The sequence below is a fragment of the Bacteroides sedimenti genome (genome assembly GCF_040365225.1).
GTDB lineage: Bacteria > Bacteroidota > Bacteroidia > Bacteroidales > Bacteroidaceae > Bacteroides > Bacteroides sedimenti.
Map to the genome: position 1 here is coordinate 1,893,858 of NZ_AP028055.1, position 13,701 is coordinate 1,907,558.

Here is a 13,701-nt window from a genome sequence, read left to right on the forward strand (position 1 = left end):
AATGCAGAAGAAAGTATAAACTGATAATATAATTATTAACTTAGCAGCCAAATTAATCACCATCCTAAAAAAAGGAAGCTGACAGCAATACTTCATGCAAATAACAACCATGGAAAACGAACAAGAAAATGAAGAATGCGTTCTACAATTTTACGATTATGCAATTTACCTAATTCAGGATGAGAAAAAAAGCGCAGATGAGACTATTGCAATTCTAATATCAATGGGGCTAAAAAATGAAAATGCCACTATGATAGTAAACAGTATTCAAAAATCAATACGGGAAAAAAGAGAAAAAATAGCTAGAAAATATATGATACGTGGCGCTCTTTGGTGCATAGGAGGGTTATTAATAACTGGATTAGCTTACATGGCAGCTGCCAATCATGGAAGAGAAAGCTACACATTTTGTTGGGTTGCGTTAATTATTGGAGGTTTGTACTTCTTTGGAGGATTATTTCTAAAGCTGTTCAACAAATAGCAATATAACCGATTTAATACTAAATTTATTCAGATTTAAGAGCTCTAACAATCTGTTATTTTTCGTTACTGCCTGTGGTAGCCAATCTTAAAAGAGGAATATCGTATTTTGCCAATATGCTATCATTCAACTGGTCGCGAGCTGTTTGTGCTTCAGCGTTTTTGCCTTTGTGGTATGCATATCCATCTGTTTCTATTGCAAGTACGGGTTTCTTGCTGACTTTATTGTATATTAGAAAATCAATATGGGTCAAAGGGTTCTTTGCAAAGTTTTCCTCTTCTGTGCTTAAGAGGGTGAAATCGCGAAGCTGAATGCTTCCCTTTAAATCGGACTGTTTATAATTAGACAAATCTTATTAATTTGTCTAGGAGGAATAATAGATGAAAAAGTCAAAACACAGTGAGAATGAAATCTTAAAAACAGTCAACCAATTTGATAGAGTTTTATCTGCTGATGTTATCTGCCGTGAATATGGTATATCTCATACGACTCGGAAGAAATCTATTCAAGATTACGGCAAGAAGGAAAAGATGTCCTGAGAAAACTACCGGTACATAAAATTATTTCCAAGATACTGGAAAAATATTTCAAATCCGACAAACTTGTAACAAATTCCGCCAACTTTAGACTACTTTGTCAAAGTTGGCGGAATTTGTATTATATGGAGCGTGCTTTACAGGAGGCTTATGTTATATTAAGCTATAAGTGATTGTTTATTGGAATCGAGAACTGAAGCAATACATTTGGGCGACAAAGTTATTATTTGGCAATATGCCAATGATGAACAGGAAAAGAAAGAACAGATGCTTCTGTATCTATTCTAACAATGTTGTTCATGCTCTCATCATAGATGCAATCAAAGATTAATTCTTTTAGAAAAAAATCACCCACAATGCTATCGCATTTGGAGCATCCGAACGACATGTAGGATTCTTCCATGGTTTTACTATATCTAGGTTTGATGACTCCAATGGTGACACCTAATTCAGGATGCTCTTCAATGTGTTTTTGTACCAATCGGACCAGTATTGGATTAAAATGAATATCTCTACCAAAATCCTCTCCTGCTGATAAAATTACCCCATCTTTTGTCATCATCCTTTTAACGAAATAGACATTGTCTATTGCTCCACATCTATAGCATTTATTTTGTATTAGATAGATGTCTACAAACTTTGGCTGAATTGTTTTTGCCCTGGTTATTTTTCCTCTAACTAACAAAGAAACAAAGTTTTCTATATCTATATAATATGAACTATTGAATTTTACGGAATACTTACCATCAGACTCATCAAGGTAAAAGCAAGCTAAGTCTTCATTACAAAATGGTCTTGATTCATATGATAGGGCAAGCCAGCACCCGCATACTCGTTCCTTCCTCATTGCTAAATAGGATTCCTCAACAGTATTAAATCTTTTGCCAATATTGAAAGCTACTTTATAGTTTGAATAAGATACAATCACATCAGCTTTCCAATTTTCTCGTTTATAGTTCTTCTCAACTGTCCATCCTTCTTTATGACAGACATCAAATATGATTGGTAAAATATCTCTCTTTTCCATTTTCTAATATTTGTGTTTTAGAATAAAAATAGTTTAAAATCAGGCTAGAACGATTTTTCCATGCCAGGAGTCGGCCATAAATATAGTAATGTTTCTGCAGCAGCATTGCTTCGACAAATGCAGGCAGATCAGAATGCGTTAATCGAATGCTTACTATAAATCAAACAAAAGAAGCAACTCAAAAAACAAGAGTTGCCTCTTTTTTGCATCTAACTCTGATATTAGTTGTATATATCGGATTCGGTCCCATCTGCGGCTTCGGCAGTTGCTGCAGCTTCGGACGCAGCTGCGGCTTCGGCAGCTGCAATTGAATCAGCTATGCGGATAGAGTCTGCTTGTCTGAAAGCATAGTCTGCTGATGGGGAATTTTTTCCTCCTGTAAAACCAGCCGTAATATTGAGCAACTCTAATTTTGAAAGAATTATATTAACGGTAGTATTATCTCCTTTCAACACAAAATTCAGACCATCTTTCTTACCAGAAACGCCACCAAAATACCTCTCCAAAGCCTCAAATGCAATCTTTCCTTTATTTCTTGCTTTACCTCTTGACAAATCAATATTTATATAATATTCTGAGGGTACAGCTTGTGGGTTGAATACATTGTATGAATAATTCCAATAAGAATCTCCGACAGAAACTTTCTTTTGAAAATTTCCGGTAAAAGCCAAAGATATATTTGCATCACTAACCCACATTAAGGAGATAGATTGTAAATCATATTCGCTAACTGAATATTTGTTCATGATGAAAGACAAAGGAGCGGCTCCCACAGTAAGTCCATCAACTTTCCCATCTTTCAACCTTGTTTTAATTTCATCAACCAGCTTCTCTGCATTAAAAAAATCCGATAACACACAATCCATATATTCCGGATTGTATATAATCATATCATCAAATTGTGGATTTACAACATACTTCCCTTCCTTATCAACTAATCCATAGCCACCCTCAGCATTTATCTGAGCTAAATCTCCTACGAAGTTATATGCTTCTTTAAATTGAGGATTAATGATCCATTTTCCTTCTTTGTTTAGATATCCCCATTTTTCACCTATCCGAGCAGAAGCCAATTTATTATCACCAAAATTACTAACAAAATCAAATTGAGGATTAATCAATATTTTACCCTTATTATCACACCAACCATATTTCTCATTCTGTTTAATAACAAACAGATCACCATCAGATCTGATTTCTGAAAATTGAGGATTAATAATATATTTTCCTGTTCCATCAATAACGCCCCATTTCTCTCCTGATTTTACACATGCCATGCCATTAACATCAAAATCTGAGACATCATCAAATTGATACCCAATGACGAGAACACCTTTTTTATCAATGAATCCATATTTATTCTTATTATTTGATGCAGCAGCATATCCATTTGAAAAATATCTTATTTTATCATATGTTGCAGGAATAACTATCTTACCATTCACATCTACAAATCCACCCTTGAATAACCCATCTTTCTCAACAACAAAAAGTGCTAATCCTTCTGAATATGAATAAACTAATTCTGCATCCTTTAATTCAAAAGATTCTTGCCCTTTACTATTGATTGCTGTCGGAGCAGAACCATCTTTAACAACCCAGGCTATATCTTCTTTAAACCGTAAAGCGCTTTTATATTGTGGATTAATTACATATTTGCCGTCCTCATCTATATATCCAAATTTCAACTCTTCATTTTCCCCTTTAATGCCAACTACTGCTAAGCCATTTGAGAAGAAATCGGCATATTCAAATTGTGGATTTATAATATACTTGCCCGTTTTGTCGACATATCCCCATTTATCACCGCTTTTAACCGGGTATAAACCAAATTGAATTTCTTTTTTTGAGCACGATTGTAACAATAAAAAACACACAAATATTAGCAAAAGTTTTAAAGGCCCCGTTTTCATATCTATTAATATTTAAAGGTTATTTTTTAATGTTGTCAAAATTAACAATTGCACTGCATATATAAAAATATTTACTTGTGTTTTTTATAAATAATTATAATTTTGATATTCATTTAGTATATCCTTTAAGTTTCCGTTTTATCCAACACCTCCGCCCTAGCGATATAAGCAAGTTCGATGCGCCCCCGCGATAGAAGATAAACGAAATAAACTCCCAGCAGTTCGGGGAACATCTTTTAATGCTTTTTTCAGACTGACTCCTTTTACAAGGAAGAAGGTTGAGCTGATTTAACTTACTTCACCGCCACTTCACCTCGGTAAATACAATCTGAGAATAACCGTCCTTCTCGAATAAGATTCCGACATGCTTTTGGCTTAGTGTTACCAAATCGGAATAAGCGGAGAAATCGGATCCTTGCCCGGAGTTTGATTGTCCTTTATACACCGGGATGCTTTTGGTCCATGTGTTGCCTTCATCGAAACTGATGCGAAGTGTGAGGTTGTTTCTCTCCTTAACATCGGCGGCATTGCAAAAAGCCAGGATATTCTTTCCTTTCTTCTCGCCCACGTTAAGGATGCTTCCCTGGCAAACAGGGTCAATCAGTTTGTGGTCGAAATAGGTGCTATCCCAACTGGCTCCGCCATCACTGCTGATGGAAACGATCCGGGCTCTAACATCTCCCCGCTGGTTGCGACTGTTCATCATTAACCGACTGCCGGAAAGTTCAACAGCCATTGATTCATTACTACCGGGTAAGTTTAAGCTGTTGCCTAACTTGAATGTTTTTCCATGATCATCGGAGTAATAACCATGGGCAACATAGTGCCCCGCCCCTTTTTGCGGATTGCCGGCGCTATGATTGGCAGCAACAAAAATCCGTCCCTTATACTTTCCTGACTGAAACTGCATGGCATGCCCGGGGGTATTGGCATAATACCGCCAATCTTCCTTGAAATTATATATGGGATTGACGGAAGGCTGATTAGGGCGATGTACCTGCTCGGTTATGTCGACCGGATCTGACCAGGTGTTTCCTCCGTCGACCGATGTTTTGTACATGCAGTATTTAATGCCTTTGCCATTGAGAATTTCGCCTTCGTGGTTGTTGCCGGTATTATAAAAAAGGAAAATCCTTCCTTTTGGGTAAAGCGGATCGCTCAGATCTACAACCGGTGCCGGGTTGCACAACTGAAGGTTTCCATAGTCTGCCACAACCTGAAGGGCCGACCACGTTTTTCCCTTATCGATGCTGCGTTTCATCACAATATCAATATTACCGTAATCACCGGACCCATTTACTCTGCCTTCACAAAAGGCGAGTAAACTGCCGTTGGGTAAACTTACTATTGCCGGTATTCGAAAACTCTTATATCCATCTGTTCCGGAGACAAATACCGGCACAAATTTTTGCTGCGCATGCATGGTCAGGCAACTCAAAAGCGCAATTGCTGCTATAATTATCTTTTTCATTGGTATTTATTAATTTTGTTTTATGCTCCTTTTCATCGGGATAATCCCAATCTCTATGCTCCTTGAACCTTTTCGAAAAATGAAATTTCAGCTAGTTCCATGTTTAATTTATCGTATTGCTCCTTGCTTAAAGTAACCAACGGAAGTCTGCAAGGTCCCATATCCCACCCTAACATTTTCATAATAGCTTTCTGTGCAGGTACAGAAGGATAGCGCGCAAAAATACGGATCACTTCTACCATGAAAGCATGTTGCTTTCTGGCTGCCTCTGTATCTCTCTGCTTAAATACCTCTATTGTTTTCAGATATTGAGGAGCAGCAAAACAATATGTGCTTCCGATTGCTCCTTGGGCACCGATTGACAAAGCCGGCAACAGCAGTTCATCAAAACCAAACAGTACATCAAACTTCCCATGCTCAAATTCCAGACAAGATTGATATTCATGAATGGTAGATGAGGTATATTTTATTCCTGCAAGGTTAGGAATTAAGGTACCTGCATATTTCAGGAATTCAACCATATCCATTCCTACTCCTGTAAGTGTGGGTATGTGATAATAATAAAAAGGTAGGTCGGGTGCGGCACTTGCAATCTGAGCCATACAGTTTGCCAAGGTCTCGACCGAAGTGGGCTTAAAATAAAAAGCGGCAACCGAAGAGAAGGCATCAGCTCCAACTGCTGCGGCATGGGCTGCCAATTTTCTTGATTCGGCAATACTGCTATGTCCAACATGCACGATTATCATTAATCGACCATTCGCTGCTTTTACAAATGCTTCTGTAACCAACATCCTCTCTTCAGTAGTCATATTTGGGCCTTCTCCGTTACTGCCACATACGAATACACCTTTTAATCCGTCGTTTACCAACTTATCAACAATAACTGGTATCATGTTGAGGTTCAAAGAACCATCTTCATGAAATGGGGTAAATGCAGCGGCAATCAACCCTTGAATCTTTTCCATCTTTTTTAATTTTAAATAATTAGATATAAAAGGGATTTTCATATCCCTGGTTTGTTAGTTTTCTGAAATATATTTGTGTGAGAAATCTGCTTCAAACTTCCGGTTTCTCAAAAGAGTCAAAATCTAGGTATCCTCTTTTCACGATCTGCTCTTTACAAATTCTATATACGGCAACAAGTGGAGTTTAATGGCATTACGATACCCTTCCAAGTCTCTGTTCTTAATAAAAAGGAACAATTCTTTGTGGGTTACCATTCGTCCCTCTTTAAGTAATCGTTCGTTAACAGGAGCAAAACTGCTCTGATAATCTTTGTTGGCAACCTCAAGAACAGGCTGGATAATCTGTTGAAACTGAACCATGAAGTTATTCCCGGTTATCTCATATATTTTTTTATGAAATACCGTTTCCTGTTCTACAGTCAAAGGGTACAATTTAGATTCCTGCGAATAAACTATGGATTCCAATTCGAGGATATGTTGATCGGTTAAATTTTCGAATAAGAAATCGACAAGCCCGTTTTCAATTATTATTCGCATTCCCATCATCTCAACAACCGTATTTTCGCTTAGGAGATAAGGTTCGACAGCTCTTTCAAAACCGGTAAGAAGCGAGGGCTCCTGTATAATAATCCCACGTTTGGTTCGCGACTGAATTATGCCCAGCATTCTCAGTCGGCTTAATGCTTCGCGCAAAACGTTGCGACTTATTCCTAATTCTATTGCCAGTTCAATCTCATTTGGAAGTGAATTGCCCGGTCGCAATTCATTCTTTTTTATATAATCCAATATAGATGATTCAACCTTATCCACAAGTGTAACTGTTCGGGTATCAATATCAAAATTCATTCTTTAAATATCATTATTATTAAATTATCCTATTTGTACTACAAATATAAACACATAGCTTTAACAAACAAAAATATAAGCGGATTATTTGTTTTTAATTAAAATAGAATACTCGAAAAATATCACACCATAGAATTCAGATTCAACAGAATTTAGTAACATTGCATACTTAAATAAAAAGCAATCAAAGAGACAACGGGATATGAGCGAATTTGACAGCAAAGCCAGGGGATGGGACAAGGAATCGGTTCACTGGGAACGATCGAAAGCGATAGCAGACAGAATGTTAAAAGGGATACCTGCAAGAAAAGGGATGAAAGCGCTGGAATATGGAGCCGGCACCGGAATTCTGAGTTTTATGCTATCGGACCTATTTGAGGAGATTACCCTTATGGACAACTCTCCGGAGATGATAAAGGTGATTCAGGAGAAAGTGGCTGCGAGCAAGTCGGCACACCTGAAACCTGTGCTCTTTAATCTGGAGCAAACAGAATACAACTTCGGTTCATTTGACTGCATCTTTACTCAGATGGCTATGCACCATGTATCGGATATTGATTTGGTACTGGAGAGATTTTACAGAATTCTCAATCCGGGAGGATTACTTTTCATTGCCGATCTATACGCTGAAGATGGCTCTTTTCATGGCGAAGGTTTTACCGGACATAACGGATTTGATGTGGAGCAACTGAAAGCGCGTTTACTGAAAAAAGGATTTGTTCATACTACCACAGAGCAGTGTTTCATCATGAAAAAGGCAACCGGAGATATAGTGCGTGAATATCCGGTGTTTTTGATGATTGCGGAAAAACCGTAAGTTATCAACCTATCCGAAATAATAGGCTGTTTATATTGCAAGCATAAAACATTAAAACGATCACAACAGAGATAAACAATAAATAGACAGAATTTGTTGCATATAATATTTCCAGCATCTGGTTTCACTGTATAAATAGCTATAATACAGGTTATAGTAAAACACTTTTAGCGAAAAGCTGTTTGTATTTTATATATGAATTATAATTTGCTGGCATCTTGAAATTTACAATTGGTTTGCCCATGAGTTACACCGGTTAAACCGATGACTCCCGGGTTCCATAAATTACAAGAAATATGCAAAAAAGAATAATAAAATATTTTCTTGAAAACAGGATTATTACATCTGTGATATTGGTTGTTATCATAGTCTGGGGACTGGCTGCCGCTCCGTTTAACTGGCACGGTGGTTTACTTCCACGAGATCCTGTGGCTGTGGATGCCATTCCGGATGTAGGCGATAATCAGCAGATTGTTGCAACCGAATGGATGGGCAGATCTCCAAAGGATATTCAGGACCAGATTACTTATCCGTTAACAACTTCGTTGCTAGGCATTCCGGGAGTAAAAACCATACGGAGCACCTCCATGTTTGGAATGTCGTTTATCTATATTATCTTCAGTGACAATGTGGAGTTTTATTGGAGTCGTTCACGTATACTTGAAAAGCTGAACTCGTTGCCTGCTGGAACACTGCCCGAAGGAGTTCAGCCTACTTTGGGACCTGATGCTACGGCACTGGGGCAAATATTCTGGTACACGCTGGAGGGTAGAGACCCCAAGACTGGAAAACCTACCGGGGGATGGGACCCGCAAGAGTTGCGCACCATTCAGGATTATTATGTGAAGTACGCTTTATCAAGCGCTGAAGGTGTATCTGAGGTTGCATCTGCAGGAGGCTATGTGAAGGAGTTTCAGGTGGACCTGAATCCGGAGGCTATGCGTTCGTTTGGTATTTCTGTGATGGACGTGATGGATGCGGTTAAAAAAAGCAATCTGGATATAGGTGCTGAAACCATCGAAATCAATAAGGTGGAATACCTGATTCGGGGACTGGGCTATATCAAAAATCTTACCGATCTGGAGAATGCTGCCATCACTTCGCGCAATGGGGTTCCGGTAAGGATAAAGGATGTGGCAATAGTGAACTATGGCCCGGCTACCCGTCGCGGTGGACTGGACAAGGAAGGTATGGAAGCGGTTGGTGCTGTTGTAGTAGCCAGGTATGGTTCGAACCCGATGGATGTGATTAATAACGTAAAGGCTAAAATAAATGAGACGGCAGCCGGAATGCCCCAGAAAGTATTGCCAGACGGAAGAGTATCTAAAGTTACGGTGGTTCCTTTCTATGACCGCACCCAACTTATTAAGGAGACAATTGGCACGTTGGAGAGTGCATTGAATCACGAAATTCTCATCTGCATTATTGTAGTAATAGTACTGGTTGTAAACCTACGGGCATCCATCGTTATAGCCGGCATACTACCGTTGGCAGTATTAAGCACCTTCATCATTATGCGCAATCTGGATATTGAGGCCAATATCGTGGCACTCTCCGGCATCGCTATTGCCATTGGTGTAATGGTCGATGTGGGGGTGGTCTTTATGGAGAATGTGGTGAGGCATCTTGATTTCCCTGAAAACAAAGGGAAAACAAAAGGAAAACACCTGGAATCACTGATTTATGGTTCTGTAACGGAGGTTTCAGGAGCAATCAGTACTGCGATGCTGACTACCATCATAAGCTTTATCCCGGTATTTGCCATGCAGGCTCAGGAGGGTAAGATGTTTCATCCGCTGGCATATACCAAAACTTTTGCACTGGCATCGGCTTTTGTTCTGGGGTTGATTTTACTCCCCACATTAGCTTACTGGATATTCTCATTGAATATACCCAGGCATGGCTATCGCAAAGCAGCCAATATTCTGCTGATTATAACCGGTGTATTGCTGTTTGCCTTTAGCGGAGTGATTCCGGCACTGGCATTGACCGCCATTGGAATAAATAACCTGCTTGCCTGGAAATGGAAACCAGCTCAAAAGAGATATCCTGATTACATAAACATTGGAATTACACTGCTGACGGCTGTCTATTTTTTATCATCCGAATGGCTTCCTTTGGGACCTCAGAACGGAATTCTGCTCAATATGTTATTCGTGACAGGCATCGTGGCAGTAATCCTGGCAATGCTCTGGTCGTTGGTTATATATTACGAGCGGATACTTCGTTGGTGCCTGGCCCACAGGTGGAAATTTATGACGATTCCCATTTTTACTTTGCTCTTTGGCTCGGTGATATGGATGGGATTCGACAGAACTTTTGGTTTTGTGGCCAAAGGATTTGAAACAGTCGGCTGGAATGATTTCAGGAAGACAAAACTCTGGAGTAATGCCTGCAATAAGTTTCCTGGCATTGGAAAAGAATTTATGCCTGCCCTAGACGAAGGTTCTTACCTGCTGATGCCCACCAGTATGCCTCATTCGGGGGTGGAACAAAATCTGAATAATATTGAGATATTGGACAAAAGACTGAAGAAGATTCCAGAAGTGGAATTGGCGGTAGGCAAATGGGGACGTGTAAATTCGGCACTCGACCCCGCCCCTATTCAAATGTATGAGAATACAATCAATTATCGTCCGGAGTATATGCTTGATGAAAATGGTCAGCGGAAAAGGTTTAAGGTTGACAGAAAAGGGAGGTTTATGCTTCTCGGAGGTAAAACATACGACCCCGAAAAGGAATTCCGCATTATTCCGATAGACAGCATGATACCTTATAGATATGGAGAATATTACCGCCAATGGCGTCCGGAAATTAAGACTAAAAATGATATCTGGAATGAAATTGAGAAAGTTACCCATATTCCAGGTCTTACATCTGCACCGAAACTTCAGCCTATTGCTACTAGGATGGTGATGCTTTCTACCGGAATGAGGGCTCCTATGGGATTGAAAATATACGGACCGGACCTGGAATCGATTGAAAAAGCGGGGAAGATAATGGAACGGACATTAAAAGAGGTTCCTTCCATACTGCCGGCGTCTGTTTTTTATGACCGTGCGGTAGGCGCTCCTTATCTGGAAATAAGGCTGAACAGAGAAAAAATGGCACGATATGGTGTTAAGGTCTCCGATTTACAGGAGATTATCGGTACAGCCGTAGGTGGAATGAAACTATCTACTTCTGTGGAAGGGCGCGAGCGTTTCCCTATCCGCATACGTTATGCCAGGGAACTGAGGGATAACCCGGAATCACTGGGGAAGATACTGGTACCTATTTCCAACGGTGCACAGGTTCCTCTCAATGAACTGGCTGACATCAACTATGCCAAAGGGGCTCAGATGATACAGAGTGAAAACACTTTTTTGATGGGATATGTAATCTTTGACAAACTATCTGATAAAGCGGAGGTGGATGTGGTAAACGAAGCTCAGAAATTATTGGAGAACAAGATTAAGGAAGGAAAAATTGTACTGCCGAAAGGTGTGACATACAAATTTGCAGGAAACTATGAACAACAGGTACGAGCCACAAACCGGTTGCTGATAGTGATACCTGTAAGCTTGATCCTGATATTGCTGATTCTCTATTTCCGTTTCAAATCTGTAACAGCATCGTTCATTCACTTCTCGGGTGTATTTGTAGCATTCGCCGGTGGTTTTATTCTTATCTGGCTATACGGGCAGGAGTGGTTCATGAACTTTAGTGTAGCCGGCATGAATATACGTGATATGTTTCAGATGCACACCATTAACCTGAGTGTGGCGGTATGGGTAGGATTCATTGCTCTCTTTGGCATTGCAACGAATGATGGTGTTTTGATGGGAACCTATATTCATCAGATGTTTCTTGATGAAAAGCCTACCGATAAGAAGGAAATTCGTGAAGCAGTAGTAAAAGCCGGATTAAGAAGAGTACGAGCGGCTTCGATGACAACTGCAGCAACTTTAATTGCTTTGCTTCCGGTGCTGACTTCAACCGGAAAGGGTTCAGATATCATGGTGCCAATGGCAATTCCTACTTTCGGTGGAATGCTGATTCAGACCATGACCATGTTCGTAGTTCCCGTGCTTCAGTGCTGGTGGAGAGAAAACGCGGTTAAACGCAACCGGCTGCCCGAACAGATTGAAACTAACTATTCAAGAAAATCAGATGAAAAGGAAAATGAATTTTAAATATGTTTGCTTACTGGTTATGTTGCTGGTGGCAGGCAACAGCCAACTCTGGGCACAGGACAGTCTTGCCGTCTACGTGCAACAAGCTATTAAAAACAACCCAAAGGTTCACGCTGATTTTGTTGCTTACCAGGCCTCTCTGCAACGTGTGATTCCGGCAGGTGCTTTGCCGGACCCTGAACTGGGGTTCAGCTTTTATCTGAAACCAATGGAACAGGTAAATGGCAAAGAGATAGGAACATTGAGCCTGATGCAGATGTTTCCCTGGTTCGGAACGTTGAAAGCTGCCAAATCGGAAATGTCGTGGATGGCAAAAGCTTCATACGAAAAATTCAGGGAAAGCAGTTTGGACGTAATTTTTAATGTTCAGTCTCAATGGTATCAGCTAAACAGTATTCAGGCTAGACTCACAAATATAAGAGAGAATATTAAACTGCTGAAATCATTGGAAGAGATTGCTACGTACAGGTACAAATCTCCTGGTGTAAAAGGCGGTTCTATTGGTTCTTCGGCCTATTCACCGGGCTCTTCGGCTGCAGCTCAGGCCTCACCGGGTATGTCGGTCTCCACAAGCGGAGGAATGGCTGGAATGGGAGGAGCTTCATCCGTAAGTGCAACATCCTCTTCCACACCGGCATCAATGGGAGGAAACATGTCTTCATCTTCCATGAGTGGTAGTAATGGCAGTATGTCTGACGTTCTACGTATCCAGATTGAGAGAGCCGAGCTGGAAAACACACTGGAAACAACGCAGTCGCAGTATACAGCAACTTTGGCATCTTTCAATGCTTTACTGGGACGTTCGTCTGCTACAGCTGTTATTATTCCCGACAGTTTAATGCAAAAACCGTTTATAGCAAATGACTCTGCAGCCTGGGTAACTGTGGTTGCTCAGAATCCGATGCTTGCAATGTGGAAAGCTGAAAGTGCCTCTTACGAAGCCAAAGGAGAAATGGCAAAAAAAATGGGATACCCCATGATAGGGATTGGAGTGGAGTACATGATAAATGGCAAAAAACCGGTAGATATGAACAGCATGAGCACTATGGATAACATGAACGGCATGGATATGATAATGCCCATGGTTAAGTTTACCTTACCCATTTATAGGAAAAAGTACAAAGCACAGATTAAGGAGAGTAAACTAATGAAGCAGTCAGCCGAACTGCAATATCAAAACATTCAGAATGAGTTGGAGGCCAGCTTCGTGGCTATAAATCTACGAATTGTTGATGCATCAAGGAAAATGGCTCTTTATCAGAAACAACGCCTGCTTACACAAACCACGTTGGAACTGATGCTCCGTGAATTTGCCGCATCAAGTGTAAGCTTAACTGATGTGCTGCAAGTGCAGCGGGAACTGCTGGGTTACAGTTTAAAGCAGGTTGAAACGGTTGTTGAATACAATACTGCAGTAGCCGAGTTTGAGAAAATAATTGCAAGAAGTGATTTTATTTTAAATAAATAATA

At 40.1% G+C, this 13,701-nt stretch carries 9 protein-coding genes and 1 pseudogene; 4 read left to right on the plus strand and 6 right to left on the minus strand.

The features are described from left to right. The first annotated feature begins 109 nt into the window (after window positions 1-109). Window positions 110-481, plus strand: a complete 372-nt coding sequence (locus ABWU87_RS07690) for a hypothetical protein (protein WP_353329581.1) — start codon at window positions 110-112, stop codon at window positions 479-481. A gap of 55 nt (window positions 482-536) precedes the next feature. Here ABWU87_RS07690 and ABWU87_RS07695 read toward each other — a convergent pair whose 3' ends face one another. From ABWU87_RS07695 to ABWU87_RS07725, 6 genes and pseudogenes are all read right to left on the minus strand, one after another. Then, window positions 537-830, minus strand: coding sequence for a DUF2726 domain-containing protein (locus tag ABWU87_RS07695; RefSeq protein WP_353329582.1), 294 nt, complete (start codon window positions 828-830; stop codon window positions 537-539). Between the two features lie 410 nt (window positions 831-1,240). After that, window positions 1,241-2,044: a hypothetical protein gene (locus ABWU87_RS07700; RefSeq protein WP_353329584.1), complete on the minus strand. Its 804-nt coding sequence runs from the start codon at window positions 2,042-2,044 to the stop codon at window positions 1,241-1,243. A gap of 887 nt (window positions 2,045-2,931) precedes the next feature. Beyond that, a pseudogene (locus ABWU87_RS07710) lies at window positions 2,932-3,957 on the minus strand (WG repeat-containing protein); the annotation flags it as partial. Between the two features lie 298 nt (window positions 3,958-4,255). Beyond that, window positions 4,256-5,428 (minus strand): sialidase family protein, encoded by a 1,173-nt coding sequence (locus ABWU87_RS07715; RefSeq protein ID WP_353329586.1) that lies wholly within the window; start codon window positions 5,426-5,428, stop codon window positions 4,256-4,258. Window positions 5,429-5,481: 53 nt separating this feature from the next. Then, the gene (locus ABWU87_RS07720; protein WP_353329588.1) at window positions 5,482-6,393 is read right to left on the minus strand and encodes a dihydrodipicolinate synthase family protein; all 912 of its coding nucleotides are present in this window, start codon (window positions 6,391-6,393) and stop codon (window positions 5,482-5,484) included. A 138-nt stretch (window positions 6,394-6,531) separates the two neighbouring features. Next, window positions 6,532-7,239 carry a FadR/GntR family transcriptional regulator gene (locus ABWU87_RS07725; protein ID WP_353329589.1) on the minus strand — a complete coding sequence of 236 codons (708 nt, stop codon included), beginning with the start codon at window positions 7,237-7,239 and terminating at the stop codon, window positions 6,532-6,534. Between the two features lie 202 nt (window positions 7,240-7,441). Between ABWU87_RS07725 and ABWU87_RS07730 the strand changes: the two genes are divergently transcribed. The 3 genes from ABWU87_RS07730 (at window position 7,442) to ABWU87_RS07740 (ending at window position 13,699) form a co-directional block, all read left to right on the plus strand. Then, window positions 7,442-8,056, plus strand: a complete 615-nt coding sequence (locus ABWU87_RS07730; protein ID WP_353329591.1) for a class I SAM-dependent methyltransferase — start codon at window positions 7,442-7,444, stop codon at window positions 8,054-8,056. A gap of 296 nt (window positions 8,057-8,352) precedes the next feature. Next, a complete protein-coding gene (locus tag ABWU87_RS07735; protein ID WP_353329593.1) occupies window positions 8,353-12,231 on the plus strand; it encodes an efflux RND transporter permease subunit in 3,879 nt (1,292 codons plus the stop codon). After that, on the plus strand, window positions 12,221-13,699 hold the full coding sequence (locus ABWU87_RS07740) for a TolC family protein (RefSeq protein ID WP_353329595.1): 1,479 nt from the start codon (window positions 12,221-12,223) through the stop codon (window positions 13,697-13,699). The genes ABWU87_RS07735 and ABWU87_RS07740 overlap by 11 nt, the downstream gene beginning before the upstream one ends. Window positions 13,700-13,701 lie beyond the last annotated feature (2 nt).

Excerpts from the sequence above, each read along its gene's own strand:
- ABWU87_RS07690 (WP_353329581.1), top strand. The coding sequence starts at position 110 with ATGGAAAACGAACAAGAAAATGAAGAATGCGTTCTACAATTTTACGAT.
- ABWU87_RS07700 (WP_353329584.1), bottom strand. The coding sequence starts at position 2,044 with ATGGAAAAGAGAGATATTTTACCAATCATATTTGATGTCTGTCATAAA.
- ABWU87_RS07715 (WP_353329586.1), bottom strand. The coding sequence starts at position 5,428 with ATGAAAAAGATAATTATAGCAGCAATTGCGCTTTTGAGTTGCCTGACC.
- ABWU87_RS07720 (WP_353329588.1), bottom strand. The coding sequence starts at position 6,393 with ATGGAAAAGATTCAAGGGTTGATTGCCGCTGCATTTACCCCATTTCAT.
- ABWU87_RS07725 (WP_353329589.1), bottom strand. The coding sequence starts at position 7,239 with ATGAATTTTGATATTGATACCCGAACAGTTACACTTGTGGATAAGGTT.
- ABWU87_RS07730 (WP_353329591.1), top strand. The coding sequence starts at position 7,442 with ATGAGCGAATTTGACAGCAAAGCCAGGGGATGGGACAAGGAATCGGTT.
- ABWU87_RS07735 (WP_353329593.1), top strand. The coding sequence starts at position 8,353 with ATGCAAAAAAGAATAATAAAATATTTTCTTGAAAACAGGATTATTACA.
- ABWU87_RS07740 (WP_353329595.1), top strand. The coding sequence starts at position 12,221 with ATGAATTTTAAATATGTTTGCTTACTGGTTATGTTGCTGGTGGCAGGC.